This is a genomic window from Streptomyces sp. NPDC101165, assembly GCF_044768135.1.
In the GTDB taxonomy this organism is placed as follows: Bacteria; Actinomycetota; Actinomycetes; order Streptomycetales; family Streptomycetaceae; genus Streptomyces.
This window is the reverse complement of record NZ_JBIWPG010000017.1, coordinates 130,630-156,203: the sequence shown is the minus strand read 5'-3', so window position 1 is coordinate 156,203 and position 25,574 is coordinate 130,630. Positions and strand designations below refer to the sequence as shown.

At 71.7% G+C, this 25,574-nt stretch carries 29 protein-coding genes; 21 read left to right on the top strand and 8 right to left on the bottom strand.

All coding sequences use genetic code 11. The features are described 5' to 3' along the window. Positions 1 to 21 precede the first annotated feature (21 nt). Positions 22 to 681, top strand: a complete 660-nt coding sequence (locus ACIRVH_RS32445; RefSeq protein WP_403960597.1) for a trimeric intracellular cation channel family protein — start codon at positions 22 to 24, stop codon at positions 679 to 681. Here the strand turns inward: ACIRVH_RS32445 and ACIRVH_RS32440 are convergent. Beyond that, positions 590 to 1,855 (bottom strand): alpha/beta hydrolase, encoded by a 1,266-nt coding sequence (locus tag ACIRVH_RS32440; RefSeq protein ID WP_403960594.1) that lies wholly within the window; start codon positions 1,853 to 1,855, stop codon positions 590 to 592. The genes ACIRVH_RS32445 and ACIRVH_RS32440 overlap by 92 nt on opposite strands. Positions 1,856 to 2,040: 185 nt before the next feature. Between ACIRVH_RS32440 and ACIRVH_RS32435 the strand changes: the two genes are divergently transcribed. Next, positions 2,041 to 2,940, top strand: a complete 900-nt coding sequence (locus ACIRVH_RS32435) for a thioesterase family protein (RefSeq protein WP_403960592.1) — start codon at positions 2,041 to 2,043, stop codon at positions 2,938 to 2,940. A gap of 14 nt (positions 2,941 to 2,954) precedes the next feature. On the opposite strand, the gene ACIRVH_RS32430 is transcribed toward ACIRVH_RS32435, so the two are convergent. Beyond that, positions 2,955 to 3,545, bottom strand: coding sequence for a TIGR03086 family metal-binding protein (locus ACIRVH_RS32430; protein ID WP_403960589.1), 591 nt, complete (start codon positions 3,543 to 3,545; stop codon positions 2,955 to 2,957). A gap of 162 nt (positions 3,546 to 3,707) precedes the next feature. On the opposite strand from ACIRVH_RS32430, the gene ACIRVH_RS32425 reads away from it, so the two are divergent. Both ACIRVH_RS32425 and ACIRVH_RS32420 read left to right on the top strand, forming a co-directional pair. Further along, complete coding sequence (locus ACIRVH_RS32425; RefSeq protein WP_403960587.1) at positions 3,708 to 4,688, top strand: helix-turn-helix transcriptional regulator; 981 nt, start codon at positions 3,708 to 3,710, stop codon at positions 4,686 to 4,688. A 140-nt stretch (positions 4,689 to 4,828) separates the two neighbouring features. Beyond that, positions 4,829 to 5,221 (top strand): hypothetical protein, encoded by a 393-nt coding sequence (locus tag ACIRVH_RS32420; protein ID WP_403960583.1) that lies wholly within the window; start codon positions 4,829 to 4,831, stop codon positions 5,219 to 5,221. Positions 5,222 to 5,324: 103 nt separating this feature from the next. On the opposite strand, the gene ACIRVH_RS32415 is transcribed toward ACIRVH_RS32420, so the two are convergent. After that, positions 5,325 to 5,951 (bottom strand): TetR family transcriptional regulator, encoded by a 627-nt coding sequence (locus tag ACIRVH_RS32415; protein WP_403960580.1) that lies wholly within the window; start codon positions 5,949 to 5,951, stop codon positions 5,325 to 5,327. A 145-nt stretch (positions 5,952 to 6,096) separates the two neighbouring features. On the opposite strand from ACIRVH_RS32415, the gene ACIRVH_RS32410 reads away from it, so the two are divergent. The 4 genes from ACIRVH_RS32410 to ACIRVH_RS32395 all read left to right on the top strand — a co-directional run bounded on the left by ACIRVH_RS32410 (position 6,097) and on the right by ACIRVH_RS32395 (position 8,527). Next, on the top strand, positions 6,097 to 6,264 hold the full coding sequence (locus ACIRVH_RS32410) for a hypothetical protein (protein WP_386576612.1): 168 nt from the start codon (positions 6,097 to 6,099) through the stop codon (positions 6,262 to 6,264). Positions 6,265 to 6,296: 32 nt separating this feature from the next. Next, entirely contained in the window at positions 6,297 to 6,575 is a 279-nt protein-coding gene (locus tag ACIRVH_RS32405) for a DUF4190 domain-containing protein (RefSeq protein ID WP_403960577.1), read from the top strand. A gap of 410 nt (positions 6,576 to 6,985) precedes the next feature. Continuing rightward, positions 6,986 to 7,210, top strand: coding sequence for a hypothetical protein (locus ACIRVH_RS32400; RefSeq protein ID WP_403960574.1), 225 nt, complete (start codon positions 6,986 to 6,988; stop codon positions 7,208 to 7,210). 147 nt (positions 7,211 to 7,357) lie between these two features. Next, positions 7,358 to 8,527 carry a cysteine desulfurase family protein gene (locus ACIRVH_RS32395; RefSeq protein ID WP_403960571.1) on the top strand — a complete coding sequence of 390 codons (1,170 nt, stop codon included), beginning with the start codon at positions 7,358 to 7,360 and terminating at the stop codon, positions 8,525 to 8,527. 36 nt (positions 8,528 to 8,563) lie between these two features. Here the strand turns inward: ACIRVH_RS32395 and ACIRVH_RS32390 are convergent, their stop codons facing one another. Continuing rightward, the gene (locus ACIRVH_RS32390) at positions 8,564 to 9,238 is read right to left on the bottom strand and encodes an N-acetylmuramoyl-L-alanine amidase (RefSeq protein WP_403960569.1); all 675 of its coding nucleotides are present in this window, start codon (positions 9,236 to 9,238) and stop codon (positions 8,564 to 8,566) included. Between the two features lie 60 nt (positions 9,239 to 9,298). Between ACIRVH_RS32390 and mnmA the strand changes: the two genes are divergently transcribed. Next, positions 9,299 to 10,429, top strand: a complete 1,131-nt coding sequence (gene mnmA / locus ACIRVH_RS32385; RefSeq protein WP_403960566.1) for a tRNA 2-thiouridine(34) synthase MnmA — start codon at positions 9,299 to 9,301, stop codon at positions 10,427 to 10,429. Positions 10,430 to 10,439: 10 nt separating this feature from the next. Here mnmA and ACIRVH_RS32380 read toward each other — a convergent pair whose 3' ends face one another. Then, on the bottom strand, positions 10,440 to 11,222 hold the full coding sequence (locus tag ACIRVH_RS32380) for an alpha/beta fold hydrolase (RefSeq protein ID WP_403960563.1): 783 nt from the start codon (positions 11,220 to 11,222) through the stop codon (positions 10,440 to 10,442). A 37-nt stretch (positions 11,223 to 11,259) separates the two neighbouring features. Then, positions 11,260 to 11,583, bottom strand: coding sequence for a DUF427 domain-containing protein (locus tag ACIRVH_RS32375; RefSeq protein ID WP_403960560.1), 324 nt, complete (start codon positions 11,581 to 11,583; stop codon positions 11,260 to 11,262). A 51-nt stretch (positions 11,584 to 11,634) separates the two neighbouring features. On the opposite strand from ACIRVH_RS32375, the gene ACIRVH_RS32370 reads away from it, so the two are divergent. The 5 genes from ACIRVH_RS32370 (at position 11,635) to ACIRVH_RS32350 (ending at position 18,776) form a co-directional block, all read left to right on the top strand. Beyond that, positions 11,635 to 12,174 carry a TIGR00730 family Rossman fold protein gene (locus ACIRVH_RS32370; RefSeq protein WP_403960557.1) on the top strand — a complete coding sequence of 180 codons (540 nt, stop codon included), beginning with the start codon at positions 11,635 to 11,637 and terminating at the stop codon, positions 12,172 to 12,174. A gap of 16 nt (positions 12,175 to 12,190) precedes the next feature. Continuing rightward, a complete protein-coding gene (locus ACIRVH_RS32365) occupies positions 12,191 to 12,880 on the top strand; it encodes an SDR family oxidoreductase (RefSeq protein ID WP_403960555.1) in 690 nt (229 codons plus the stop codon). 174 nt (positions 12,881 to 13,054) lie between these two features. Then, entirely contained in the window at positions 13,055 to 14,062 is a 1,008-nt protein-coding gene (locus ACIRVH_RS32360; protein WP_403960552.1) for a methionine synthase, read from the top strand. A gap of 15 nt (positions 14,063 to 14,077) precedes the next feature. Beyond that, positions 14,078 to 16,276, top strand: a complete 2,199-nt coding sequence (ligA, locus tag ACIRVH_RS32355; protein ID WP_403960549.1) for an NAD-dependent DNA ligase LigA — start codon at positions 14,078 to 14,080, stop codon at positions 16,274 to 16,276. A 259-nt stretch (positions 16,277 to 16,535) separates the two neighbouring features. Then, positions 16,536 to 18,776, top strand: a complete 2,241-nt coding sequence (locus ACIRVH_RS32350; RefSeq protein WP_403960547.1) for a putative bifunctional diguanylate cyclase/phosphodiesterase — start codon at positions 16,536 to 16,538, stop codon at positions 18,774 to 18,776. Between the two features lie 84 nt (positions 18,777 to 18,860). Here ACIRVH_RS32350 and ACIRVH_RS32345 read toward each other — a convergent pair whose 3' ends face one another. After that, positions 18,861 to 19,439, bottom strand: coding sequence for a TetR/AcrR family transcriptional regulator (locus ACIRVH_RS32345; protein ID WP_403960544.1), 579 nt, complete (start codon positions 19,437 to 19,439; stop codon positions 18,861 to 18,863). Between the two features lie 87 nt (positions 19,440 to 19,526). Here ACIRVH_RS32345 and ACIRVH_RS32340 point away from each other — a divergent pair, with 87 nt between their 5' ends. The 6 genes from ACIRVH_RS32340 (at position 19,527) to gatB (ending at position 24,100) form a co-directional block, all read left to right on the top strand. Next, positions 19,527 to 19,898: a DUF4267 domain-containing protein gene (locus tag ACIRVH_RS32340; RefSeq protein WP_403960541.1), complete on the top strand. Its 372-nt coding sequence runs from the start codon at positions 19,527 to 19,529 to the stop codon at positions 19,896 to 19,898. A gap of 32 nt (positions 19,899 to 19,930) precedes the next feature. Beyond that, positions 19,931 to 20,425, top strand: a complete 495-nt coding sequence (locus tag ACIRVH_RS32335; protein WP_403960538.1) for a cupin domain-containing protein — start codon at positions 19,931 to 19,933, stop codon at positions 20,423 to 20,425. Between the two features lie 115 nt (positions 20,426 to 20,540). Continuing rightward, positions 20,541 to 20,837, top strand: a complete 297-nt coding sequence (gatC, locus tag ACIRVH_RS32330) for an Asp-tRNA(Asn)/Glu-tRNA(Gln) amidotransferase subunit GatC (RefSeq protein WP_189305928.1) — start codon at positions 20,541 to 20,543, stop codon at positions 20,835 to 20,837. Positions 20,838 to 20,839: 2 nt separating this feature from the next. Further along, the gene (gene gatA, locus ACIRVH_RS32325) at positions 20,840 to 22,333 is read left to right on the top strand and encodes an Asp-tRNA(Asn)/Glu-tRNA(Gln) amidotransferase subunit GatA (protein ID WP_403960535.1); all 1,494 of its coding nucleotides are present in this window, start codon (positions 20,840 to 20,842) and stop codon (positions 22,331 to 22,333) included. Next, entirely contained in the window at positions 22,330 to 22,569 is a 240-nt protein-coding gene (locus ACIRVH_RS32320) for a hypothetical protein (RefSeq protein WP_020942391.1), read from the top strand. Before gatA ends, ACIRVH_RS32320 begins: the two co-directional genes overlap by 4 nt. A gap of 16 nt (positions 22,570 to 22,585) precedes the next feature. Next, the gene (gatB, locus tag ACIRVH_RS32315; RefSeq protein WP_403960532.1) at positions 22,586 to 24,100 is read left to right on the top strand and encodes an Asp-tRNA(Asn)/Glu-tRNA(Gln) amidotransferase subunit GatB; all 1,515 of its coding nucleotides are present in this window, start codon (positions 22,586 to 22,588) and stop codon (positions 24,098 to 24,100) included. Positions 24,101 to 24,158: 58 nt separating this feature from the next. On the opposite strand, the gene ACIRVH_RS32310 is transcribed toward gatB, so the two are convergent. Continuing rightward, positions 24,159 to 24,956, bottom strand: a complete 798-nt coding sequence (locus ACIRVH_RS32310; RefSeq protein WP_403960529.1) for an SAM-dependent methyltransferase — start codon at positions 24,954 to 24,956, stop codon at positions 24,159 to 24,161. Between the two features lie 75 nt (positions 24,957 to 25,031). On the opposite strand from ACIRVH_RS32310, the gene ACIRVH_RS32305 reads away from it, so the two are divergent. Next, on the top strand, positions 25,032 to 25,358 hold the full coding sequence (locus tag ACIRVH_RS32305; protein ID WP_403960526.1) for a hypothetical protein: 327 nt from the start codon (positions 25,032 to 25,034) through the stop codon (positions 25,356 to 25,358). The last annotated feature ends 216 nt before the right edge of the window (positions 25,359 to 25,574 follow it).

Here is a 25,574-nt window from a genome sequence, read left to right as displayed (position 1 = left end):
CTGACAGGTAAGAATGTCAGGGTGCAGCTCCAGCAACTCTTCAGTCCCTCCGTCCAGCACACGATCGATGTCATCGGCATCTTCGTGTTCGCGATCTCCGGCGCGCTGCTGGCCGTCCGGAAGAACTTCGACGTGTTCGGCATCGCCGTGATGGCCGAGGTCACCGCGCTGGGCGGAGGGCTGTTCCGTGACGTGATCATCGGGGCCGTGCCCCCGGCCGCCTTCACGGACCTCGGGTACTTCTTCACCCCGCTGTTCGCCGCGCTCGTGGTCTTCTTCCTGCATCCGCACGTGGAGCGCATCCAGTCGGCGGTGCTCGTCTTCGACGCGGCCGGCCTCGGCCTGTTCTCGGTCGCCGGTACGACGAAGGCGTACTCCTACGGCCTCAACCTGACCGCGTCCGCGACCCTGGGCCTCGCCACCGCGGTCGGCGGCGGCGTGCTCAGGGACGTGCTCGCCAACGAGGTTCCCTCGCTGCTGCGCTGGGACCGCGACCTGTATGCGGTCCCGGCGATCGTCGGCGCCACCATGGTGGTGCTGTGCATCCACTACGACGTCCTGACCTCGTTCACCAGCGGGCTCGCGGTGGTCACCGCTTTCGTCCTGCGCCTGCTGGCGATGAGGTACCACTGGCGAGCGCCGCGCGCGTGGAACCGTCGCTCGACGGTGTCGGAGGAGTAGACCCGGCGGACCGGCCGGTCCCGGTGAGGGAACGGTCCGCGCCCCTGGCACGGTTCTGGCCCATCTCCAGGGTCAGCCAGCGGAACACCGTGGTGACCTGCGGCCGCCACAGCGCCATGGTGTGCCCGCCCGCGCTGCGCGGCAGGAACACCACGTGCACGGTCGTCGGTGCCTTGGCGACGGACTCCAGCGCCACGCCCGCCTGGTAACCGTCGCCGGACTCGCCGGAGAAGTACAGCGCGATCCGGGGCGGTGCGGCCGCCTTCTTGAGAAGCAGGTAAGGATTGTTCTCGGCGCGCAGCGTGGGGTTCTGGGCGGCGAGGGAGTTGCGCTCGCCTATCGGGTCGTTGTAGCCCGACATGCTCACCGCGGCCCGGTACCGGTCCGGGTGCGCCACGGCCAGCTTGACCGCGCAGTGCGCGCCCGCCGAGTACCCGGCCACCGCCCAGCCCTGCGGGGCCGGCTGGGCCCGGAAGTTGTCCGTGACCATCTTCGGCACGTCGATGCTGAGCCAGCTGTCGGCGTTGACCTGGCCGGGGATGTTGGCGCAGCCGGTGTCCACGCCGGCCAGCAGGTTGGTGCGCGGGGCGACCAGGATGAAGGGCGCCACCTGGCCGCTCCTCATCAGCGGCAGCAGCTGCTCGTGCGCCTTCAGTGACCCGAACCAGGCCTTCGCCGAGCCGGGGTAGCCGGGCAGCAGTTCCATGACCGGGAACTTCTTGTTGCGGTAGGCCGGCTCGTTGTACTGGGGCGGCAGCCAGACGTAGACCTCGGCGTTCACGCCGGAGACCCGCCCCTTGAGCTGGGTGACGCGCACCCCGCCGGCCGCGCGCATGCCGGGACCGTCGGCCTGCGTGAAGTTCTGCCTGACCTTGGGCAACCGTTTCAGCGCTATGCCGCCGGTACCGTCCCGGCCGAGGTCGGCGGCCTGCTGGACGTGGTTGCCGGTGCCGAACAGGTCGGCCCAGTTGTCGTACAGGTTGTTCTGATTGTTGACCAACACGAACACCAGCGTGACGGCCGTACCCTGGGCGAACAGCAGCATCAGCACCCGGGCCGCGGCGCGCAGGGGCCTGGGCCCCCGCATCCTCGACCACAGGACGAGCGGCAATATGACGGCGACCACGGAAAGCACGATGGTCGTGTAGAGGAACGGAGTCCCGGTGAGGCTCATGCCCCCATAGAGGGGAAACGAGGGCCCGGGGTTGTGGACGTGTCGGGACACTTACCTAGAAATTGCCGGAACCTCACCCGGCAGGAGGGCCTCGCCCCATCCTGCCATCCGCCCGGTGGGATCTTGTCATCCGCCCGCAACACAAAAAGCTACCGCTTAGTAATTTCCTGTTGTACCGTTCAGGCATGCCAGAAGCAGCTTCCGCACCCTCCCTCACTCTCGGCTTCGCTCGAGCGGGGGGACCCGCATCGTCGCGGGCCGTGATCGGCGACAGCGAGTTCGACCGCGACACCGCGGTCACCCGGCGCGAGCCCGGGGTCTACGACATCGACCTCTCCGCCGGCTGGACCATCATCAACGCCGTCAACGGCGGCTATCTGCTGGCCGTGCTCGGCCGGGCCCTCGCGGACGCCCTCCCGCACCCGGACCCCTTCACCATCTCGGCGCACTATCTGACCGCGTCCCAGCCGGGCCCGGCGGTCATCCGCACCGAGCAGGTCCGCACCGGCCGCACCCTCTCCACCGGCCAGGCCTCGCTCTTCCAGTACGACGACCAGGGAAACGAGGTCGAGCGCATCCGCGTCCTCGCCTCCTACGGCGACCTCGCCGCCCTCCCCGACGACGTCCGTACGACGGCGACCCCGCCCGCGATACCGCCCCTGGAGCAGTGCTTCGGCCCCGACGACTCCCCGGCCCCGATCCCGGGCAGCTCGGCCATCACCGACCGGCTGATGCTCAAGCTGGACCCCGCCACCCTCGGCTGGGCGCTGGGCGCGCCCTCCGGCAAGGGTGAGATGCGGGCCTGGTTCGGCCTCGCCGACGGCCGCGACGCCGACCCGCTCTCCCTGCTGCTCGCGGTGGACGCCCTCCCGCCCACCGCCTTCGAGATCGGCATCAAGGGCTGGGTGCCCACGGTCGAACTCACCGTCCACGTCCGCCACCGCCCGGCCCCCGGCCCGCTGCGTGTGTCGATCACCACACGCAACCTGGCCGGCGGCTTCCTGGAGGAGGACGCGGAGGTCTGGGACAGCGAGGACCGCCTGGTCGCCCAGTCCCGCCAGCTCGCCCGAGCACGCCTCGCCTGACCGGAGCGGGCCGGTCAGGCCCGGTCCAGGGGCCGGCGGCCCATCCAGGCCGCCAGCTGCGCGTAGACGTCCGCTCCCTCGGGTGCCTGGTGGCGGGCGTCGAAGGGGGTGTTCTCGTCGCGGGGACGGGCGTCGGGCAACACCTGGCGGGCGGTGGCCAGCGCGAACTCGGCCAGCTCCGGGTCGAGTTCCCCGGGGTGGCCGAGGGCCTCGGAGAGGTCCCAGGTGTGCGTCACGATCTCCATGACGTAGCCGGAGAGCGCCGCGTGGCCGGGGACCTCGCCCCAGGGCACGCGCACCGGGCTCGTCATCCGCTCGTCGGCCTCCCAGGCCTTCACGACACGGACGCGCACCTCGTCGTAGGCGGCCGCCCAGCCGTCGTCCGCGACGCCCTCGGTGAACGGGTGGACCGCGAGCCCGTCGCCGCCCTCGCCGACCACGGCGATCCGCCGGGTGCCGCCGACGATGTGGCTCAGCAGGGCCCGTACGTCGAACTCGGTACAGGGTGTCGGGCCGTCGAGCTGTTCGGGACGCACCGTCCTGATGAGCGCGGCCGCCTGCTCGGTGGCGCGGGTGTAGACGGGGCGCGGGTCGATGGTGTTCATGGGATGCCTCTCCGTAGGTCGGTGCAGTGAGGTTCTCTCGATAACCTGACAGTTCCCGTCAGGTTTTTTCGGTCAGGGTTTTTCGCGTCGGAACTCTCCCGGACGACCCGGCACCGCCGCCGTGGATTGCTCCGGCCACCCACGTGGCGGGATCCTGTCGGCGTGAAGTCCGACCGGCTGCTGTCGATCCTGCTGCTCCTGCAGACCCGGGGCCGCGTCCCCGCGCCCGAACTCGCCGACCGGCTGGAGGTGTCGGTCCGCACCATCTACCGGGACATCGAGGCCCTGTCGGCCTCCGGCGTCCCCGTGTACGCCGAGCGCGGCCGGCACGGCGGCATCGAACTCCTCGCCGGTTTCCGCACGGACGTCACCGGCCTCACCGCGGACGAGTCCCGCGCCCTGTTCATCCTCGCCGCCCAGGGCGCCCACGCCGCACTCGGCCTCGACGCGGCGCTCGGCTCGGCCCTGCGCAAGGTGATGGCGGCCCTGCCGGCCCCGCACCGGCCTGCCGCAGAGGTCACCAGCCGCCGCATCCTGGTCGACGCCACCCGCTGGCGGAGCGGCCCGCAACAGGCCGTCGACCTGGAGGTGCTCCAGGACGCGGTGTTCTCCGACCGGCGGCTCAAGCTGCGCTACCGGCACAGCGGGGAGCGGGAGCCGCGTACGTACACCGTGGACCCGTACGGCCTGGTCGCCAAGGCCGGGGTCTGGTACCTGGTCGCCGACCGGCGCGGCGCGCCCCGGCTGTTCCGCGCCGACCGGGTGCGCTCGGCACGCCTGCTGGACGACCCGGTGCGGCGCCGGTCCGGTGTCGAACTCGCCGACGTCTGGGAGGTGCTGCGCCGCCACGTGGAGGAGCGCCCGGAGCACGGGATCGACGTCACGGTACGGATCCGGCGCGAGCGTCTCGACATGTTCCAGCGCATGGCCGCCTCGCAGCTGACCGAACTCCCCGACGACGACGGCGAGAGCGACTGGGTCACCGCCCGGCTGACGTACCCGGTGCTGCGCGCCGTGCGGCAACTGCTCGCCTTCTCCGACCAGGTGGAGATACTCGGCCCGCCCGAGGCGCGCGCGGAGCTGCTGCGGGCGGTCCGTTCTGTCACGGCCCTGTACCAGGGGGCGGGCTGGGGCGAGGGATGAAATCCCAGGTGGGTGGCGGTACTTGAGGTGCGCTTTACCCGATTGACAGGCGACGGACAGGGCGGTCCCAAGAACGCCCTAACCGCCGTTGGTTGAGTGCCCGCCTCAGGATTCCCTCATCTTCCGCGGAGCTGACTCTCATGAAGCGTGCACGCCTCGTCCCCGCCGTAGCCCTGCTTGCGCTGTCCCCGTTGCTGCTCACCGCCTGCGGCTCGGGCGACTCCTCCTCCTCGACCAGCGGCACCTCCGGCGGCCAGGCCTGCCAGGCGCCGTCCGGCATGCCGACCGGCGGCACGGGCCGCCGGCCGAGCGGGGCACCGTCCGGTGCGCCTTCGGGTGCCTCCACGGTCAAGCCGAGCGGGGCGCCGTCGGCCCGGCCGAGCGGTGCACCCTCGGGCCTGCCGAGCGGCGCGCCCGGCGGCGGCCAGGGCGGTCCCGGGGGCGGCCAGGGCGGCGGCTGCGGCGGTCCGGGCGGGGGCCAGGCCGCAGGACAGGGCGGGGCGCAGACCGGGGGACAGGCTCAGCAGGGCTGATCGACGGGGTCGTGCGGCAGTACGGCCGACCGACGGCAGGGGGCGGTGCGCTCGGCGGGACGGGCGCGCCGCCCCCTGCGCGTGTGCCGCGGCCGGTGGCCGGTCAGTCCAGCCAGTGCCGGCGGCCGATGCTGATGAGCCGCATCTGCCGGGTGGCGAGCTGGGCGACGCGCTCACGCTCGTCCGTGGATCCCTCCAGGGTCTCGAGGAAGAGCGATGCGGTGATGAGCATCTGGTCGACGTAGAGATGCGCGAGCATCAGCACGTCGTCGTCGCTCCAGCCTTCGGCCTGCGGGTCCTTGGCCAGCTCGGCCTTCACCTCCTCCGCGAACCGTGCCAGTTGGGACTGGATGGCCTCGCGCACGGGCTGGACCCCGCCGTGCCGCTCGCGGGCGATGAAACGGACGTGGGCGGGATGGGCGTCCACGTGGTGCGCGATCAACTCGATCGCGCGCGTGATGCGCTCCTCGCTGTCGCCCGCCGTGGACACCGTCGTCCGCACCATCGGGTGAAGGCTGCCGAGAGCCTCGTCGACCAGGGCGACGCCGAGGTCGGCGGTGGAGCGGAAGTGCCGGTAGAAGGCGGTCGGGGCGACACCGACGGCGCGGGTGACCTCGCGCAGACCGAGGCTGCTCAGGCTCTGTTCCTCCAGCAGCGCGAGCGCCGCGTCCAGGAACGCCTGCCGGGTCTTCTGCTTCTGGGCCTGCCGGATGCCGAGGGTGTGACTCATGTCATCCAGTTAACAACTGTTCTCTGGAATTTTAAAGCCGCGGAAGGCGCTAGACTCGAAGTCAGTGAACAACTGTTACTACAACTGTTCACCGAAACTTCACAGAGGCCAGACCCAAGGCATCCCGGAGGGGGGATCTGATCCCATGTTGTTCCTCGTCGTCGCACTCATGCTGCTCGGCGTCGTACTGGGCACCGTCGCTCACGTACCGCTGACCGTCACCGTCACCGCGGCCGCTTTCATCGCCGCCTGGCTCGCCGTCTTCGCGATCCGCGAGCGCCACAGCCGCCGCCGCGGCACCTCGGTCAACTGACCTTCCGGAACGACTTCCAGGAGCTGAGCACCATGCAACTCACCGCACCCGCCACCGGCCGCACCGACACCCGCCCGCAGGCGCGGGACGCCGACGGAATGGCCGTTGCGTCCTTCATCCTCGGCCTTCTCGGCCTGCTCGTCCTCAACCTCTTTCTCGGCCCGATCGCCATCACCCTGGCCGCCGTCGCCCTCTGGCGCGGCACGACCCGACGCGGCCGCGCCTACCTGGGCCTGACCCTGGGCATCGCGGACCTGGCCGTCCTGGCGATCGCCATGGAGATGTCCCACACGGTGTCCTGGAGCCTCTGAGCCCAGGGGACATCGCCCGAAGGTGCCGGGGCCCCGAGGACGACGGGGCCGAGCCGTCAGCCGTCAGCCGTCAGCTGCACTGCCGTCAGCCGTGTCGTCGCCGTCGTGGCGACGGACCGTCGACCATCGTGTCGCCGAGCGCCGAGCGCCGAGCGCCGAGCGCCGAGCGCCGAGCGCCGAGCGCCGAGCGCCGTGGCGAAGCGCCGTCGACCGCAGACCGCCGCACTGCTGGCGTCGTGTCGCCGGCCGCGGTGGCGACGCACCGCCGACCGCCGACCGCCGTGGCGAAGCACCGTCGACCGCCGAGCGCCGTGGCGAAGCACCGTCGACCGCCGTGGCGTCGACCGCAGACCGCCGCACTGCTGGTGCCGTGTCGCCGGCCGCGGTGGCGACGCACCGTCGACCATTGTGTGGCCGACCGCCGACCGCCGACCGCCGACCGCCGACCGCCGACCGCCGTGGCGCCGCGCAGCCCACCGCCGTGGCGACGCGCCGTCGACCGCCGCACCCCCGGCCGCCGTATCGCCGACCGCCGTGGGCAGACGTTCCGCAGGGCGGAACGGGTGGGCACGGCCGACAGCGCCGGGCGCGCCGCCACCGACGCCAGGTGCAGCCCACACAAGGCGCACCCGTAGCCGACGCAAGCCGCGTCAGCAGTCGACGTAGGCCGCATCCACAGCCGAAGGCAAGCCGCACTCGCACCCCCCAAAAGGCGCCGCACGGCAAGTGGACCCACTCCGAGGCCAAGCCCAACTGCAAGGGCTCGTAGAATCGGGCTCACCATGGCTTACCTCGACCACGCCGCCACGACCCCGATGCTCCCGGAGGCGGCAGAGGCCCTGACCGCCCAGCTGAGCATCACCGGCAACGCGTCCTCCCTGCACGCCTCCGGCCGCCGGGCCCGCCGCACGGTCGAGGAGTCCCGCGAGACCCTTGCCGAAGCACTGGGCGCCCGTCCCAGCGAGGTCGTCCTCACCTCGGGCGGCACCGAGGCCGACAACCTCGCGGTGAAGGGCCTTTACTGGTCCCGCCGCGACGCCGACCCGGCCCGCACCCGCGTCCTGGCCAGCCCCGTCGAGCACCACGCCGTACTCGACGCCGTGCACTGGCTCGGCGAACACGAGGGCGCCACCGTCGAGTACCTCCCCGTCGACTCCTACGGCCGCGTCCACCCCGAGGCCCTGCGCGAAGCCATCGCCCGCAACCCCGAGGACGTCGCCCTGGCGACCGTGATGTGGGCCAACAACGAGATCGGCACCATCATGCCGGTCCGTGAACTCGCCGACGTCGCAGGTGAGTTCGGCATCCCCCTGCACGCCGACGCGGTCCAGGCCTGCGGGCAGCTCCCGGTCGACTTCGGCGCCTCCGGCCTCGCCGCGATGACCGTGTCGGCCCACAAGATCGGCGGCCCGTACGGCATCGGGGCGCTGCTCCTCGGCCGTGAGTACACCCCCGTACCCGTCCTGCACGGCGGCGGCCAGGAACGCCACGTCCGCTCCGGCACCCTCGACGTCCCCGCCGTCGCCTCCTTCGCGGTGGCCGCCCGCGTCGCCGCCGAGCAACAGGAGTGGTTCGCCCGCGAGATCGGCGCCCTGCGGGACCGGCTGACCGACGCCGTCCGTGCGGCGGTGCCGGACGCCGTCCTCGGCGGGGACCCGGCGCCCGCGGGCCGCCTCCCGGCCAACGCCCACTTCACCTTCCCGGGCTGCGAGGGCGACTCCCTGCTGCTCCTGCTGGACGCCCAGGGCATCGAGTGCTCCACCGGCTCCGCCTGCACCGCGGGCGTCGCCCAGCCCAGCCACGTCCTGCTGGCCACCGGCACCGACCCGGACCTGGCCCGCGGCACCCTGCGCTTCTCCCTCGGCCACACCTCCACGGACGCCGACGTCGAGGCCGTCGCCAAGGCGATCGGGCCGGCCGTGGAGCGGGCCCGGGCGGCGGGGCTGACGTAGCGGCGACGGAGCGGGCGTAAGGACCGGCGTGACGCCTCAGGCCCGCGCCCGCCGCACCAACCCCAGGTAGCGGTCCCAGTCCCAGTGGCGCCCGGGGTCCGTGTGGTCCGTCCCCGGCACCTCCACGTGCCCGATGACGTGCTCCCGGTCGACGGGTATGCCGTAGCGCCCGCATATCGCCGCCGTCAGCCGCGCCGAGGCCGCGTACATCGCGTCCGTGAAGGAGGAGGGGTCCTCCACGAAGCCCTCGTGCTCGATGCCGACGCTGCGCTCGTTGTACTCCCGGTTGCCCGCGTGGAAGGCCACGTCCAGCTCGCGGATCAGCTGGGTGATCCGGCCGTCCTTGCGCACGATGTAGTGCGCCGCCGCGCCGTGCGCGGGGTCCTGGAAGACCTTCACCGCCGACGCGTACCCGCCCTGTGTGACATGGATGACCACCCGGTCGATGCGGTAGTCGTCCGGCCGGTCCGCCCGCCGGTAGTTCCCCGCCGAGGCCGGTACCCAGCGCGCGCCCCGGAAGTCGACGGCCCCGGCCACTCGCCGCTTCTCCACCCCGGGCAGCCGCCACCACAGCCGGGACAGCTCGTCCCGGGCCAGCACGGCCGTGCCCAGGGCGGCCGCGGCCCCGCCGATGAGCAGGGCACGCCGCCCCAGCCGCCGGTCCCCGTCCTTCGCCGGCACCCCGGTCGTCCCCTCGGTCGTCGCCCCCATGTGATCGTCAACGGATATCCGGCGGCCCCGGTTCCCGCGCCCCCGTACTCTGGAAGGGCTATGACTGACACCCCGCAGCGCCCCCGCCCCCTCCGCGTCCTCGCCGCCATGTCCGGCGGGGTCGACTCCGCCGTCGCCGCCGCGCGGGCCGCGGAAGTCGGCCACGACGTCACCGGCGTCCATCTCGCGCTCTCCGCGAACCCCCAGTCCTTCCGCACCGGCGCGCGGGGCTGCTGCACCATCGAGGACTCGCGCGACGCCCGCCGCGCCGCCGACGTCATCGGCATCCCGTTCTACGTGTGGGACCTCGCCGACCGCTTCCGCGAGGACGTCGTCGAGGACTTCATCGCCGAGTACGAGGCCGGCCGCACCCCCAACCCCTGCCTGCGCTGCAACGAGAAGATCAAGTTCGCCGCGCTGCTGGACAAGGCGCTCGCCCTCGGCTTCGACGCCGTCTGCACCGGTCACTACGCCAAGGTGATCGTCGAGGAGGACGGCTCCCGCGAGCTGCACCGCGCCTCCGACATGGCCAAGGACCAGTCGTACGTCCTCGGCGTCCTGGACGAGAAGCAGCTCGCCCACGCGCTGTTCCCGCTCGGCGACACGGTCACCACCAAGGAGGAGATCCGCGCGGAGGCCGAGCGCCGGGGCCTGGCGGTCGCCAAGAAGCCCGACTCGCACGACATCTGCTTCATCGCCGACGGCGACACCCAGGGCTTTCTGGCCACGCGGCTCGGCAAGGCCGAGGGCGACATCGTCGACGAGTCCGGCGCCAAGGTGGGCACGCACGAGGGCGCGTACGGCTTCACGATCGGCCAGCGCAAGGGGCTGCGCATCGGCACCCCGGCCGCCGACGGCAAGCCGCGCTACGTCCTCGACATCTCCCCGGTGAACAACACGGTGACCGTGGGCCCGGCCGCCGCCCTTGACGTCATCGCGCTGACGGCGATCAAGCCGCGCTGGTGCGGCAGCGCCCCGTCCGGTCCCGGCACCTACACCGCCCAGCTCCGTGCCCACGGCGGCGAGACCGAGGTCACCGCGGAACCGGTCGACGGCGAACTGCGGGTCAGCTTCACCGAGCCGGTCCGGGGTGTCGCCCCCGGCCAGGCGATCGTCCTGTACGACGGCACGCGCGTCGTCGGCTCGGCGACGATCGCGTCGACCACACGGACCGCGGCAGCGGCGGTCTGACCCGGGCCGCTCACCGGGTGAGGAAGTCGGCCAGCACCGGGCCGAGGACACCCGGTTCCACCATGTGCGTCTGGCCCTCCAGCACCTGGTACGAGCCCTGGGGCACCGCCTCCGCGAGCGCGCGGTTCGCGTCGCGCATCCACGCGGGGCTCGCCCCGCCCGCGGCCACGAGGACGGGCACGGAGATCCCGGCCAGCCGCTCGCGCGGCAGCAGGCCGTCGCCCATGACCGCGTCGTCGTACGCCAGGCTCGGTGCGACGGCCTCCATGCCGGCCCACATGGGCGACTGCCGCGCGCCCCGGATCATCTCCTCGCCCAGGCCCGTCAGCCGCAGGAACAGCTCCACCGCGTCCCCGCGCCGGCCCTCGGCGAGCGCCTCGTTCAGGTTCTCCTTGTACGCGGCCTCCCGCTCGGCGCCGCCGTCCAGGAAGTCGGCGAACGGCACCTCGTACACGGCCGCCTGACGCACCGGCAGGCCGCTCGCCGCCGCCTCCAGCACCAGCGCACCGCCCGAGGAGACCCCGAACAGCGCCTGCGCACCTCCCACCGCCTCGATCAGCGCGGCCAGGTCCTCGACCTCGCGCTGCACCTCGTACGGCGTCGTGTCACCGCTCTCGCCGCGGCCCCTGCGGTCGTAGACGACGGCCGTGCAGCGGTCCGCGATCCGGTGCGCCAGGGGCGTCACGGTGCCGCCGGTGGACATCGCGCCGCTCACCAGGATCACCGTCGGTCCCTGGCCGATCACTCCGTACGCGAGGGAGGTGCCGTCGCGGGAAGTCGTCATCTTGTCCATGCCGGTGCAGACTGCCGTACGGCACGGAATTCAGCGGTCACGACACGTCGACCTCGTAGAAGCAGTAGTGGTCCCTGATCTCCGCCACGCCCGGCTTCGGGTCCGGGTACGCCCACACCAGGTCGGGCGCGTCCGGCAGCGACCAGTAGGACGCGGTGCCCTTGAAGGGGCAGACGGTGTGGGTGTCGGAGGGCGTGAGCAGGTCCAGGTGGACGTCCTCGGCGGGTATGTAGTACCGCACCGGCGAGCCGGTCTCGCGCAGTACGAGGGGACGGCCGGTCTCCGCGAGCACCTGGTCGCCGTGCACCACGCGCACGTGCTGCTCGCCCCGTTCGATGGTGATCGTGTGTCCTGTGGTCATGTACGAACAGCGCGCGCGGGACCGTACTTCTTCCCACGTACGGTGGGGGACATGAACATCTGCGTCTTCCTCTCCGCCGCCGACCTCGACGAGCGCTACACGCGCCCCGCGCGCGACTTCGCGGAACTGCTCGGCAAGGGCGGGCACACCCTGGTCTGGGGCGGCTCCAACGTCGGTCTGATGAAGGTGGTCGCCGACGGGGTGCACGAGGCGGGCGGCAGGCTGCTGGGCGTCTCCGTGGAGTTCCTCGCGGCGAAGGTGCGGCCGGGCGCGGACGAGATGGTCATCGCCGCCGACCTCGCCGAACGCAAGAAGCTGCTCCTGGACAAGGCCGACGCCGTGGCGATCATGGTGGGCGGCACCGGAACGCTCGACGAGGCCACCGAGATCCTGGAGCTGAAGAAGCACGGCCGCACGCAGAAGCCGGTGGTGCTGCTGAACACCGCCGGCTTCTACGACGGCCTCCAGGAGCAGTTCCGCCGCATGGAGGACGAGGGTTTCCTGCCCCGCCCGCTGTCCGAGCTGGTCTTCTTCGCCGAGGAGCCGGCCGCCGCACTGGCCTACCTGGAAGAGTCTTTGCGCTCCCGATGATGCGAGCATGGCGGGCATGGCTACACATGTGATCACCGGGGCCGGTTCCGGCATCGGCGCGGCCGTCGCCCGCCGTCTGCACGCGCGCGGGGACGAAATCGTCCTGCACGCGCGCGACGCGGGCCGCGCGAAGGAGCTGGCCGCCGAGTACCCCGGGGCGCGCACCCTGGTGGGCGACCTGGCCGACCCGGACAAGCTCTCCTGGGCGTTCTCCCACCAGACGCTCCCGGACCGGGTCGACTCGCTGCTGCACATCGCCGGAGTCGTGGACCTCGGCGAGGTCGGTGAGCTGACCCCCAAGACCTGGCGCCACCAGCTCAACGTCAACCTGGTCGCCCCGGCCGAGCTGACCCGGCACTTCCTGCCTCAGCTCCGCGCCGCCCGCGGCCATGTGATCTTCGTCAACTCCGGTGCCGGCCTCAACGCCCACGCCGGCTGGTCCGCGTACGCCGCCTCCAAGCACGGTCTGAAGGCCCTGGCCGACTCCCTGCGCCACGAGGAGCACGGCAACGGCGTCCGCGTCACCTCCGTCTACCCCGGCCGCACGGCCAGCCCCATGCAGGCCAAGGTCCACCAGCAGGAGGGCAAGGACTACGACCCCGCCCGGTGGATCGACCCCGAGTCGGTCGCGACGACGATCCTGATGGCCCTGGACCTCCCGAGGGACGCGGAGGTCAACGACCTGACGGTGCGCCCGGGGCGGTGAAAGCGGGGTGACGGCGGGAGGACCTCGCCCCACCGCCCCTGCGCTCACTTCCCGGCCGACCGAGCCGAATGCTGCGGCCACTTCTCGGCCCACCGGGTCGGGTGGTGGCTGGGCACAGGCCGGGGGGCCAGGGGGCGGAGCCCCGTGGTGCGTCGTACGGCATACGCTTCCGGGGTGAGCGAGACCAGCCATTTCACCTTCAGTTCCGCCACCGGTGTCGGGTCCATGCCCGGCGGGGACGCCCGGGAGGCCGCCAAGACCGTCACCGGCAGCTTCGAGGACTTTCCGTATCTGCCCGAGCTGCCCGCACGCGGCCCCGGCGCCGACATGATCGGGCGGACCGCGGGCATGCTCGTCGAGCTGTACGCGCGCGTGGAGCCCAGCGGTTGGCGGATCGGCGACCGGCCGGGCCGCGACACCAAGCGGGCCCGGTCCTGGCTGGGCGAGGACCTCGACGCCCTGGAGGAGTTCACCCAAGGCTACGAGGGCGACCTCAAGGTGCAGGCGGTCGGACCGTGGACGCTGGCCGCCGCCCTGGAGCTGAGGAACGGCGAGTCCGCCCTGTCCGACCCCGGCGCCTGCCGCGACCTCGCCGGCTCACTGGCGGAGGGCCTGCGGCTGCACCTCGCCGAGATGCACCGCCGTGTTCCGGGTGCCCGGCTCGTCCTCCAGCTCGACGAGCCCTCCCTCACCGCCGTACTGCGCGGACAGGTCCGCACCGCCAGCGGCTACCGCACGCACCGGGCCGTGGACCGGCAGGTCGTGGAGGCCACCCTGCGGGACGTGATCGGGGTGCACGACGGCGGACCCGTCGTGATCCACTCCTGCGCGCCCGACGTCCCGTTCGCCCTGCTGCGCCGGGCCGGAGCCGCCGCGCTCTCCTTCGACTTCTCGCTCCTCACCGAACGTGACGACGACGCCATCGGCGAGGCCGTGGAAGGCGGCACGCGGCTGTTCGCCGGTGTCGCCCCGGGCACGGACGGCCCATTGTCAGACCCTGCCGGTAGCGTCAGGGGTGTCAGGTCGTTGTGGCGCAGGCTGGGGCTGCATCCGGGGTTGCTCGCGGAGGCGGTCACGGTCACCCCGGCGTGCGGTCTTGCGGGCGCTTCCCCCGCCTACGCGCGCCAGGTGCTCGCCCACTGCGTCCGGGCGGCGAGATCACTCGCGGACAACCCAGAGTAACGGGAGGACCACACGGTGGCCGGCGACAAGCAAGCGGAGACGACGGCGGTGCCCGCCGAGGCCCGCGAGAAGCACGCCCTGCTCGCGGAGCAGGTCGAGGAGCACCGCTTCCGGTACTACGTGAAGGACGCTCCCGTCATCAGCGACGCGGAGTTCGACCAGCTCCTCAAGACGCTCGAGGCGCTGGAGGAGCAGTACCCGGAGCTGCGCACGCCGGACTCGCCGACCCAGAAGGTCGCGGGGTCGTACGAGACGGAGTTCACGGCGGTCGAGCACCGCCAGCGGATGCTCTCCCTGGACAACACCTTCAACGACGAGGAGCTGGCCGCCTGGGCCGACCGCATCGCCAGGGAGCTGGGCGACCAGGAGTACCACTTCCTGTGCGAGCTGAAGGTGGACGGCCTCGCCGTCAACCTCACCTACGAGCACGGCCGTCTCACGCGCGCCGCCACCCGCGGCGACGGCCGCACCGGCGAGGACATCACCCCGAACGTCCGCACGATCGCGGAGATCCCGGACCGCCTCCAGGGCGACGACGTCCCCGATCTCGTGGAGATCCGCGGCGAGGTCTACTTCCCGATGGAGAAGTTCGAGGAGCTGAACGCCCGGCTGGTCGCGGCCGGCGACAAGCCCTTCGCCAACCCCCGCAACGCCGCCGCCGGTTCGCTGCGCCAGAAGGACCCGCGGGTCACCGCCACCCGCCCGCTGCACATGGTCGTCCACGGCATCGGCGCCCTGGAGGGCTTCACGGGCATGACCCGTCTCTCCCAGGCCTACGACCTGCTGAAGACCTGGGGCCTGCCCACCTCCACGCACAACCGGGTGGTCGACGACCTCGACGGCGTACGGGAGTTCATCGCCCACTACGACGGCGAGAACCGCCACTCCGTGGAGCACGAGATCGACGGCGCCGTCGTCAAGCTGGACGAGATCCGGCTCCAGGGCCGACTCGGCTCCACCGCCCGGGCCCCGCGCTGGGCGATCGCCTACAAGTACGCGCCGGAAGAGGTCAACACCAAGCTCATCGACATCAAGGTGGGCGTCGGCCGCACCGGCCGCGTCACGCCGTACGCCCAGGTCGAGCCGGTCACGGTCGCGGGCAGCGAGGTCGAGTTCGCCACCCTGCACAACCAGGAGGTCGTCAAGGCCAAGGGCGTGCTCATCGGCGACACCGTGGTGATCCGCAAGGCCGGTGACGTCATCCCGGAGATCCTCGGCCCGGTGGTCGACCTGCGGGACGGCGCCGAGCGGGAGTTCGTGATGCCGAGCGAGTGCCCCGAGTGCGGGACGCCGCTGCGGCCCATGAAGGAGGGCGACATCGACCTCCGCTGCCCCAACGCACGTACCTGCCCGGCCCAGTTGCGCGAGCGCGTCTCCTACCTCGCGGGCCGTGAGTGCCTGGACATCGAGAACTTCGGCGCGGTGGCCGCCGCCGCGCTGACCCGCCCGCTGGAGCCGGCCGACCCGCCACTGGTGGACGAGGGCGACCTGTTCGACCTGACGGTGGAGAAGCTGCTGCCCATCAAGGCCTACGTCCTCGACCCGGACAGCGGCCTGCCCAAGCGGGATCCCAAGACGGGCGAGGAGAAGGTCGTCACGGTCTTCGCCAACCAGAAGGGCGAGCCGAAGAAGAACACCCTCGCGCTGCTGGAGAACATCGAGGCGGCCAAGGCCCGCCCGCTCGCCCGCTTCCTGAACGGCCTGTCGATCCGGCACGTCGGCCCGGTGGCGGCGCAGGCCCTCGCGCGAGAGTTCCGCTCCGTCGACCGCATCGAGCAGGCCACCGAGGAGGAGCTGGCCACCACCGACGGCGTCGGTCCCATCATCGCCGCCGCCCTCAAGGAGTGGTTCGCCGAGGACTGGCACCGCGAGATCGTCCGCAAGTGGAAGGCGGCCGGAGTCCCGCTGGAGGAGGAGTCGTCCGGCGAGGACGAGGGGCCGCGCCCGCTGGAGGGTCTCACCGTCGTCGTGACCGGCACGCTGGAGAACTTCACCCGGGACGGCGCCAAGGAGGCGCTGCAGAGCCGCGGTGCGAAGGTGACCGGTTCGGTTTCGAAGAAGACCTCGTTCGTCGTGGTGGGCGACAACCCGGGATCGAAGTACGACAAGGCCATGCAGCTCAAGGTTCCGGTTCTGAACGAGGACGGTTTCGGCGTCCTGTTGGAGCAGGGCCCCGAGGCAGCGACGGAAGTCGCACTTCCGACCGAGGAGTAGCGGTTGAAGGCCACCCGTTCGGCGCATATCAGTTGCATACGGGTGGCCCGGGCGCATTCGGGCAACCGTCGACGACCGCTGCCCGAGGAAGCCTTCCGCGGCCTACTGTTGAGGTGTGCGCCTGCCGTGCCCAGCTGCGGCTGGGGCATCCCCCTGCCCGCGAAGGGCACGGGGAAGGTTTCTTCGACGCGGAGCCGCTGATGGTTGTCGGGCATCGGGCCGCGTGGCGTGGGCACCGCCGGCTGTGAGAGGGACGGGAATGGAACCGACCGAGAGCGCCGCCCCGGACTCATGGCTGCGTCTGCGCCGCCGTGCGGTCGCATGGCGGGGGATCCGGTGGACCGGGTGGGGCGCCGAGCGCACGGGCACGCGGCCGCGCCCGGCCGGACCGGGCACCGCGTCCGAGGCACACACACCGATCCCGCTGGCCATCGAGGCCGCCCCCGTGCTGCCCGGCACCGACCCCGAACGGCATCTGTCCTGGCCCGCGTTGCCCGCGGGCCTCGTGGCGGCCGCCGGATTCGCCCTGGGCGCGGGCTTCTACCGCGCCTTCAGCGGCAACCACGCCCTCTTCCCGGGCGGCACGCTCGGCTGGTCGCTGGCCGTGCTCACCGGCACCATCGTCGGCCACCTCGTCATGCTCGGCCGCGCCCGCTGGTGGGGCGGCACGGGCTCCGGCGCGGCCCTCACCCTGGCCGTCCTGCTGCTGTACGGCTGGGTGCCCGCCGGGATGGTCAGCCTCACCGTCGTGGTCCTGGTCGGCATAGCCAGGCGGAACCGCTGGCGGCAGGGTGTGCTGCACGGCGCGGTGGACATCCTCGGGATCAGCGCCGGCGCCCTGGTGCTCGGCTCCTTCGGGCGCGTACCGACGGTCGAGGATCCCTGGAGCCCCGACAACTGGAGCATCACCACCGTGCCCGAGGTGGTGCTCGCCGCCGCCGCCTATCTCCTCGTCAGCCGCGGCCTGCTGTGGTACCTGCACGCACCGCGCGGCGGCGGACTGCCCACCGTCGCCCGTACCGCCCTGGTCAGGCAGGGTCTGGTCGCCGTCGCGCTGCTCGGCATCGCCCCGCTGGTGTGCGTGGTCGCCGACGCCCAGCCGATCCTGCTCCCACTGTTCGCCATCCCGCTGATAGCCCTCGACTCGACGCTGTGGATGGCCCGGGCCCGCGCCGAGGAGCAACTCCGCGACCCGCTGACCGGGCTGCCCAACCGGCAGTGGCTGCTGGAGCGGATCTGGACCGCCCTCGACGACGCCGAGCGCATCGGCGCCCGCACCGCCCTCATGCTGATCGACCTCGATCGTTTCCGGTCGGTGAACGACACCCTCGGTCATCTCGCCGGTGACCGGCTGCTGCTGCAGATAGCCGACCGGCTGCGGATCGCCCTTCCGCGCGGCGCGGAGGCGGCCCGGCTCGGCGGTGACGAGTTCGCCGTCTTACTGCCGGTCGCCGACTCCACCACGTCCGCCACGCGGGTCGCCCGCGGCCTCGTCGCCGCCCTCAGCTCCCCGCTCGACCTCGACGGGCTCACCCTCGTCCTGGAGGCCAGCGCCGGCGTCGCCGTCTTCCCGGACCACGCGCTGGACGCCGAGGGGCTGCTGCGGCGGGCGGACGTGGCGATGTACCAGGCGAAGCGGGACCGTACGGGCGTCGAGGTCTACGAGTCCAAGCGGGACTCCAACACCCCGGACCGGCTGGGCCTGCTGGGCGATCTGCGCCGGGCGCTCGACGCGCACGAGGTGCAGTTGCACTACCAGCCGAAGGTCCGCTTCGACGGACAGGTCGCCGGCCTGGAGGCGCTGGTGCGGTGGGTGCATCCCGAGCGCGGGAAGGTTCCGCCGGACGAGTTCATAGCGATAGCCGAGTCCTCGGGGCTGATGCCCCATCTGACGGAGTACGTGCTGGAGACCGCGCTCGCGCAGGTCGCCCGGTGGCGGGCCCAGGGGCTGCGGGTGCCGGTGGCCGTGAACGTCTCGCCGCGCGACGTCCACACGCCAGGCTTCGCGGGCTCCGTCGCCGCCCGGCTGGCCCGGCACGGAGTCCCCGCGGGAGCGCTCCAGCTGGAGATAACCGAGCACGTGCTGCTGGAGGACCCGCAGCGGGCCGCCGACACCCTCGCCGGGCTCACCGGGCACGGCGTGAAGATGTCCCTGGACGACTTCGGCACCGGGTACTCCTCGCTGGTGCACCTGCGGCGGCTGCCGGTGAGCGAGCTGAAGATCGACCGGTCCTTCGTGGCCCGGCTGGCCGTGGACACCGAGGACGCGGAGATCGTGCGCTGCACGGTCGACCTGGCGCACTCGCTGGGGCTGCTGGTCGTCGCCGAGGGCGTGGAGGACGACGAGACCTGGGAGCGGCTGCGGGATCTCGGGTGTGACGCGGTGCAGGGATGGCTGGTCGCCGCGGCGATGCCTCCGGACGAGACGACGGCCTGGCTGCGGGCGCGTGGGTCTCGCGGGTGGCAGCGGCCGCGCGCCGCGCTTCCGGCCGCCGAATAACTACTTCTCCCACCCGCCCGTTTCAGCTCGGTCGTACGGGTGCCGTCTCCCGTGGGGCCGATCGCCGTCGGCGGCTGAAGGTCCTCAGTCGCCCGCGAAGTGGCCGATCAGCAAGGCCAACCGCCTTTCGTGCGCCTCCTCCGGCAGCCGACCACTGCGCATCAGCGTCACCAGCCCGTGCAGCCCCGCCCAGAACGTCTCCGTCAGCAGGCCGGGGTCGTCGCCCTCGACCGCGATCGGCTGCACGACGGAGAACAGCTCGCCGAACGCCGCCCGCAGCGGCTCCGGTGCCTCCTCGGTGGCGAACGGCAGGTCCACGAGGTGGGTGAACATGGCGTCGTAGAGGGCTGGCCGGCGCCGCGCGAAGGACGTGTACGTCTCCGCCACCGCCGCCAGTGACTCCCGCGCGCCCTGCACCTCGGCGCGCGCCGAGGCCAGCTCGGCCGCCAGTTCCGCGCAGCCCTGCACCACGACCGCCGCCATGATCGCGCTCTTGCCCTTGAAGTGGCTGTAGAGGACCGGCTGGCTGTACTCGATCTCGGCGGCCAGTCGACGCGTGGTCACCGCGTCCCAGCCCTCCGCCTCCGCCAGCTCCCGTGCGGCCGTCACGATCAGCCGCTCACGTTCCGCTCGTTCGCGCTCCCGGCGCGTCTGGATCGTCATGGCCGCAATTCTAGCACCGCTAGCGTTTCTGTCGACGCTCTGCTAGCTTCGCTCTTGTCCCTAGCGTTGCTAGCGAGGAGAAGAGACGTGACCGTCACCGCGTACACCCTGGCCGTCGTGCTCGACCTGTTCTGCGTGTTCCTCGGATACCGCTTCCTGTTCCAGCCCGCCTCCGCCGCGACCGGCTACGGCGTGCCCGCCCGGCCGGAAGGCGACGCCGGCGCCTACCTCACGGTCAAGGGTCTGAAGGACGGCACCTTCGGCCTGCTGGGCCTGGCGCTGCTGGCCTTCGTCGGCGCGCAGGCCGAGGCCTGGTTCATGGTCTGCGTGGCCCTTGTCCCGCTCGGCGACACGCTGATAGTCCTGCGCAACGGCGGCACGAAGGCCGTCGCCTTCGGGATCCACTTCGCCACCGCGGTCGTTGTACTGATCAGCGCCGCGCTGCTCTTCCTCGTCTGACCACGGCACCACCGTCACCAGGGGGTTTCGAGATGTCGCTGTTCGTTCCGAAGTTCGACGAGTCCGTGATCGTCCGAGAGGCCGAGGCCGAGGTCGTCGGCCGCGCGCCCACCACCGTGCGCCTGCTGGCCGACAGCAGCCGGACCGGCGGCGCGCTGTCCACCCAGCGCGTCACCCTCACGGCGGGCGCCGACGGCGCCAAGCCGCACTGGCACGACAACTCCGCCGAGATGTTCTTCCTGCTGGACGGCGCCGCCGACATCCTCTCCGGCGAGGACGTCGTCACCGCCGGCCCGGGCGACCTCGTCGTCGTCCCGCCCGGCAAGCCGCACGCCTTCGCCGCCGTGCCCGGCGCCGACGCCGACCTGCTCATCGTCCTCACCCCGGGCGTCGAGCGCTTCGAGTACTTCCGCCACCTGCAGCGCATCGGCCTCGGCGAGGTCCCCCCGGAGAGCCTCCTGGACGTGCAGGAGCTGTACGACAACCACTTCTTGAGGAGTGAGATCTGGGACACGAGGCGGCGCTGACGGAGCGCTGACGGAGTGCTGACGGAGGGGCCCCGGCAAACCGTTTCACGGGCACCGGGGCCCGCCCCATAGGATTGGGCCCTAACCACACACACTCACCCCAGAGGATCGCTGCATGCCTGGCATCACGCGCGAGGAGGTCGCCCACCTCGCCCGGCTGGCGCGTCTGGAGCTGAAGCCCGAAGAACTCGACCACTTCGCAGGCCAGCTCGACGACATCATCGGCGCGGTCGCCCGCGTCAGCGAGGTCGCCGACCAAGACGTACCGCCGACCTCGCACCCGCTCCCGCTGACGAACGTCATGCGGTCGGACGAGGTCCGTCCCTCGCTCACCCCCGAGCAGGCGCTCTCCGGCGCCCCGGCCCAGGAGCAGCAGCGTTTCAAGGTGCCGCAGATCCTGGGGGAGGACTGACCATGACGGACATCATCAAGCTCACGGCCGCCGAGACCGCCGAGAAGATCGCCTCGGGCGAGCTGACGGCCGTCGAGGTCGCCGAGGCCCACCTGGCCCGCATCGAGGCCGTGGACGAGAAGGTCCACGCCTTCCTGCACGTCGACCGTGAGGGCGCGCTCGCGCAGGCCCGCGCCGTCGACGGGAAGCGGGCCCGCGGCGAGAAGCTCGGCCCGCTGGCCGGCGTCCCGCTCGCGCTCAAGGACATCTTCACCACCGAGGGCGTGCCGACGACCGTCGGCTCGAAGATCCTCGAGGGCTGGATCCCGCCGTACGACGCGACGCTGACCAAGCGGCTGAAGGCCGCCGACGTCGTCATCCTCGGCAAGACCAACATGGACGAGTTCGCCATGGGGTCCTCCACCGAGAACAGCGCCTACGGCCCGACCGGCAACCCCTGGGACCTCACCAAGATCCCCGGCGGCTCCGGTGGCGGTTCCTCCGCCGCACTCGCCTCCTTCCAGGCGCCCCTCGCCATCGGCACCGACACCGGCGGCTCCATCCGCCAGCCGGCCGCCGTCACCGGCACGGTCGGCGTGAAGCCGACGTACGGCGCGGTCTCCCGCTTCGGCATGGTGGCCTTCTCGTCCTCCCTCGACCAGGGCGGTCCCTGCGCTCGTACGGTCCTGGACGCGGCCCTCCTGCACGAGGTCATCGCCGGGCACGACCCGCTCGACTCCACCTCCATCGACGCCCCCGTCCCGCCGGTGGTCGAGGCCGCCCGCAACGGCAGCGTCGAGGGCATGCGGGTCGGCGTGGTCAAGCAGTTCCGCGGCGAGGGCTACCAGGCCGGCGTCATCCAGCGCTTCGACGAGTCGGTCGCGCTGCTCAAGGAGCTGGGCGCCGAGATCGTCGAGCTGGACTGCCCGTCCTTCGACCTCGCGCTGTCGGCGTACTACCTCATCGCCCCGTCCGAGTGCTCCTCCAACCTCGCCCGCTTCGACGGCCTGCGCTACGGCCTGCGGACCGGCGACGACGGCGGCCACTCGGCCGAGGAGGTCACCTCCCTCACCCGTGAGGCGGGCTTCGGCCCCGAGGTCAAGCGCCGCATCATGCTCGGCACCTACGCGCTGTCGAGCGGTTACTACGACGCCTACTACGGCTCCGCGCAGAAGGTCCGCACGCTCATCACGCGGGACTTCGAGAAGGCCTTCGAGCAGGTCGACGTGATCGTCTCCCCGACGACGCCGACCACCGCCTTCGCGATCGGCGAGCGCGCCGACGACCCGATGGCGATGTACCTGGCCGACCTGTGCACCATCCCGACCAACCTGGCGGGCAACGCGGCCATGTCGCTGCCCTGCGGCCTCGCCCCGGAGGACAACCTCCCGGTGGGCCTGCAGATCATCGCCCCGGCGCTGAAGGACGACCGCCTTTACAAGGTCGGCGCCGCCGTAGAGGCCGCCTTCGTGGAAAAGTGGGGGCATCCGCTGCTCGAGGAGGCTCCGTCGCTGTGAGTGCACTGAACAAGGCCAAGGGCTTCAAGAAGTCGAAGTCCGGCACGTACCTGTCGATGGCCGGGACCGCGTTCGGCGCGTTCGGTGTGGCCAAGCAGATCAAGAAGGCGCGCGCCGAGCACGACACGCTGCGGCTGATCGACGCCACCGTGTCCGCCGTCGCGATCGTCACCGGCCTCGCCATCCTCTACCGCGAGCTGAAGCGGCTGGGCGACGACGACGTCCTGCTGGGCTGAGAGGGAAGTTTTCACCGTGACCACCACGACCGACCTGGTGTCGTACGAGGACGCGCTGGCGTCGTACGACCCCGTCATGGGCCTTGAGGTCCATGTCGAACTCGGCACCAAGACCAAGATGTTCTGCGGGTGTTCGACCGAGCTGGGCGCCGAGCCCAACTCGCAGACCTGCCCGACCTGCCTCGGCCTGCCCGGCGCGCTCCCGGTCGTCAACGCGACCGGCGTCGAGTCCGCGATCAAGATCGGTCTCGCGCTCCACTGCGAGATCGCCGAGTGGTGCCGCTTCGCCCGGAAGAACTACTTCTATCCGGACATGCCGAAGAACTTCCAGACCTCCCAGTACGACGAGCCCATCGCCTTCAACGGCTACCTCGACGTGCAGCTGGAGGACGGCGAGACCTTCCGCGTGGAGATCGAGCGCGCCCACATGGAGGAGGACACCGGCAAGTCGACGCACGTCGGTGGTGCCACGGGCCGTATCCACGGCGCGCAGCACTCCCTCCTCGACTACAACCGCGCGGGCATCCCGCTCATCGAGATCGTCACCAAGCCGATCGTCGGCGCCGGCGACCGTGCCCCCGAGGTGGCGAAGGCGTACGTCCGTGAGCTGCGCGAGGTCATCCGTGCCCTCGGCGTCTCCGAGGCCCGCATGGAGATGGGCCAGATGCGCTGCGACGTCAACCTCTCGCTGATGCCCAAGGGCAACGAGAAGTTCGGCACGCGCTCCGAGACGAAGAACGTCAACTCGCTGCGCTCCGTGGAGCGTGCGGCCCGGTTCGAGATCATGCGCCACGCGGCCGTGCTCTCCTCCGGCGGCACGATCATCCAGGAGACCCGCCACTTCCACGAGGACACCGGGTCGACGACCTCGGGCCGCGTGAAGGAGGAGGCCGAGGACTACCGGTACTTCCCGGAGCCCGACCTCGTCCCGGTGGCGCCCTCCCGCGAGTGGGTCGAGGAGATCCGCACCGCACTGCCGGAGATGCCGCTGGCCCGCCGCACCCGCCTGCTCGCGGAGTGGGGCATCTCGGCCACCGACATGCAGGCGATCCTGAACGCCGGCGCGCTGGACCCGATCGTCGCCACGATCGACGCCGGTGCCGACGCGGCCTCCGCCCGCAAGTGGTGGATGGGCGAACTGGCGCGCAGCGCCAACGAGTCGGGCACGTCGCTGGACGAGCTGGCCATCACGCCGGCGCAGGTCGCCCGGGTCACCGAGCTGGTCAGCTCCGGCGACCTGAACGACAAGCTGGCCCGCCAGGTCATCGAGGGCGTCCTCGCGGGCGAGGGCACCCCGGACGAGGTCGTCGACAAGCGCGGCCTCAAGGTGGTTTCCGACGACTCGGCCCTGGGCACGGCCGTCGACGAGGCCATCGCCGGCAACCCGGGCATCGCGGACAAGATCCGCGGTGGCAAGGTGGCCGCGGCCGGTGCCCTGGTCGGCGCGGTCATGAAGGCGACCCGGGGGCAGGCCGACGCGGCCCGCGTCAAGGAACTGATCCTGGAGAAGCTGGGCGTCAGCGAGGGCTGACGTTCGTCTGCTCCCTGGGGGGACACACCGGTTCCGGTGTGTCCCCCCAGGCATGTGCCTAGCGGCGGCGCCCGACGACCCGTACGAATCCGAGGCTGCGCCCCTGGTCTGCGCGGAGCATCTCCGCGCAGCGGCCGGCCATCCGGACGTGGAAGTCGTCCGTGCTCTCCTCGGCGACCACCTCGCACCACAGCAGCCAGTCCCGCCAGCCGTGCGGCTGCCAGTCGGCCGCCTCGACCTCGACGGCCCCGCTGCGGGTCCAGTGGCGCCGCCACCAGTCGGGGGAGTGGAAGCACCAGAAGTCGGGCTCCCACCAGGGCTTCAGGTGCTCCGGCGGCTCGGTGCCGGTCGGCTCCACCCGAAGCGCCGGCACGACGACCCCGATCCGCCCGCCCGGCTTCAGCAGCCGGGCCGCCGTGGGCAGGTAGAGGTCGTCGGTGCCGAAGTACTGGTAGGCATCGATGGACACGATCGCGTCGAAGCCGCCCTCCCCGAACGGCAGGGCGTGTGCCTCGGCGTGCACGGGCAGCACTTGGCCGGCCACGCCCGCCTCGGCGATGCGTACGGCGTTCTCGTCGGGCTTCACCCACAGGTCGGCGGCGGTGACCTGGACGCCGTACTCCCTGGCCAGGAAGACGGAGGTCATCGCGCGGCCGCAGCCGAGGTCGAGCACCCGGGCGCCGGGCTGCAGTTGGTCCAGTCCGAGCGCGGGAGCCAGCCACTCCAGCAGCCACAGCGCGTGCGGACCCATCTGGTTCTCGATGGCCCAGCGGGCGTCGTAGCGGCTGCTGCGGGGATAGCGGGGATGGGTGAGGCGACTGGTGAGTTCGTCCGGTGTCTTCGCTGTCTCGGTCACAAGCGACCATGGGTAGCAGCCGAGGGCATCGCCCCGCATCAGGTTTCCCGGCCGGACGCGCTACGCTCGCCCGCCATGAGTGGACGCACCGATTCCGACACCGCTACCGACACCGAACCCGTCATATCCGACGTGGAGGAGCCGGCGGACGACGTCTCGGACGCTCGCCGGGCCCGCTGGATCGCCTCCGGCACCGGGGTGTTGCTGTGTCTGGCCGGGCTCGCCGCCGCGCTGCTGCGGCTCACCGGCTCCGCCCCCGCCCTCGTACCCGCCGCGTACGCCCTCGGCGCCGCCGTCTGTGCCCTCGCCGCGGTCCTCGGCTCCCGGGGCCGTACCCGCCGCGCGCTGTGGCTGCTGATCCTGGGGACGATGGTCATGGCGCTCGGCGACCAGTTCGACTGAGGTGCCGCGAAGCGCACCGGCGCCGCGAAAGCGCACCAAATTACCCGCAGGGACGACAGAGTTCACCTGGTTGTCCTGTGACGTCGCTCCCACTCCTGTGAATAAGCCCACGAACGCGGCAAACGATCACTTTCGCCTGCAAGAGTGTCTCGCGTTGCTCATTCGTTCTTTGCGGGCTGTTCAGTTTATGGACGATGGTTCCCGGCCAAAGATCCA

What these genes read in the sequence shown, in the direction of transcription:
- ACIRVH_RS32440 (WP_403960594.1), bottom strand. Translation starts at nt 1,855, where the DNA reads ATGAGCCTCACCGGGACTCCGTTCCTCTACACGACCATCGTGCTTTCC.
- ACIRVH_RS32435 (WP_403960592.1), top strand. Translation starts at nt 2,041, where the DNA reads ATGCCAGAAGCAGCTTCCGCACCCTCCCTCACTCTCGGCTTCGCTCGA.
- ACIRVH_RS32430 (WP_403960589.1), bottom strand. Translation starts at nt 3,545, where the DNA reads ATGAACACCATCGACCCGCGCCCCGTCTACACCCGCGCCACCGAGCAG.
- ACIRVH_RS32420 (WP_403960583.1), top strand. Translation starts at nt 4,829, where the DNA reads ATGAAGCGTGCACGCCTCGTCCCCGCCGTAGCCCTGCTTGCGCTGTCC.
- ACIRVH_RS32415 (WP_403960580.1), bottom strand. Translation starts at nt 5,951, where the DNA reads ATGAGTCACACCCTCGGCATCCGGCAGGCCCAGAAGCAGAAGACCCGG.
- ACIRVH_RS32410 (WP_386576612.1), top strand. Translation starts at nt 6,097, where the DNA reads ATGTTGTTCCTCGTCGTCGCACTCATGCTGCTCGGCGTCGTACTGGGC.
- ACIRVH_RS32405 (WP_403960577.1), top strand. Translation starts at nt 6,297, where the DNA reads ATGCAACTCACCGCACCCGCCACCGGCCGCACCGACACCCGCCCGCAG.
- ACIRVH_RS32395 (WP_403960571.1), top strand. Translation starts at nt 7,358, where the DNA reads ATGGCTTACCTCGACCACGCCGCCACGACCCCGATGCTCCCGGAGGCG.
- ACIRVH_RS32390 (WP_403960569.1), bottom strand. Translation starts at nt 9,238, where the DNA reads ATGGGGGCGACGACCGAGGGGACGACCGGGGTGCCGGCGAAGGACGGG.
- mnmA (WP_403960566.1), top strand. Translation starts at nt 9,299, where the DNA reads ATGACTGACACCCCGCAGCGCCCCCGCCCCCTCCGCGTCCTCGCCGCC.
- ACIRVH_RS32380 (WP_403960563.1), bottom strand. Translation starts at nt 11,222, where the DNA reads ATGGACAAGATGACGACTTCCCGCGACGGCACCTCCCTCGCGTACGGA.
- ACIRVH_RS32375 (WP_403960560.1), bottom strand. Translation starts at nt 11,583, where the DNA reads ATGACCACAGGACACACGATCACCATCGAACGGGGCGAGCAGCACGTG.
- ACIRVH_RS32370 (WP_403960557.1), top strand. Translation starts at nt 11,635, where the DNA reads ATGAACATCTGCGTCTTCCTCTCCGCCGCCGACCTCGACGAGCGCTAC.
- ACIRVH_RS32365 (WP_403960555.1), top strand. Translation starts at nt 12,191, where the DNA reads ATGGCTACACATGTGATCACCGGGGCCGGTTCCGGCATCGGCGCGGCC.
- ACIRVH_RS32350 (WP_403960547.1), top strand. Translation starts at nt 16,536, where the DNA reads ATGGAACCGACCGAGAGCGCCGCCCCGGACTCATGGCTGCGTCTGCGC.
- ACIRVH_RS32345 (WP_403960544.1), bottom strand. Translation starts at nt 19,439, where the DNA reads ATGACGATCCAGACGCGCCGGGAGCGCGAACGAGCGGAACGTGAGCGG.
- ACIRVH_RS32335 (WP_403960538.1), top strand. Translation starts at nt 19,931, where the DNA reads ATGTCGCTGTTCGTTCCGAAGTTCGACGAGTCCGTGATCGTCCGAGAG.
- gatC (WP_189305928.1), top strand. Translation starts at nt 20,541, where the DNA reads ATGCCTGGCATCACGCGCGAGGAGGTCGCCCACCTCGCCCGGCTGGCG.
- gatA (WP_403960535.1), top strand. Translation starts at nt 20,840, where the DNA reads ATGACGGACATCATCAAGCTCACGGCCGCCGAGACCGCCGAGAAGATC.
- ACIRVH_RS32305 (WP_403960526.1), top strand. Translation starts at nt 25,032, where the DNA reads ATGAGTGGACGCACCGATTCCGACACCGCTACCGACACCGAACCCGTC.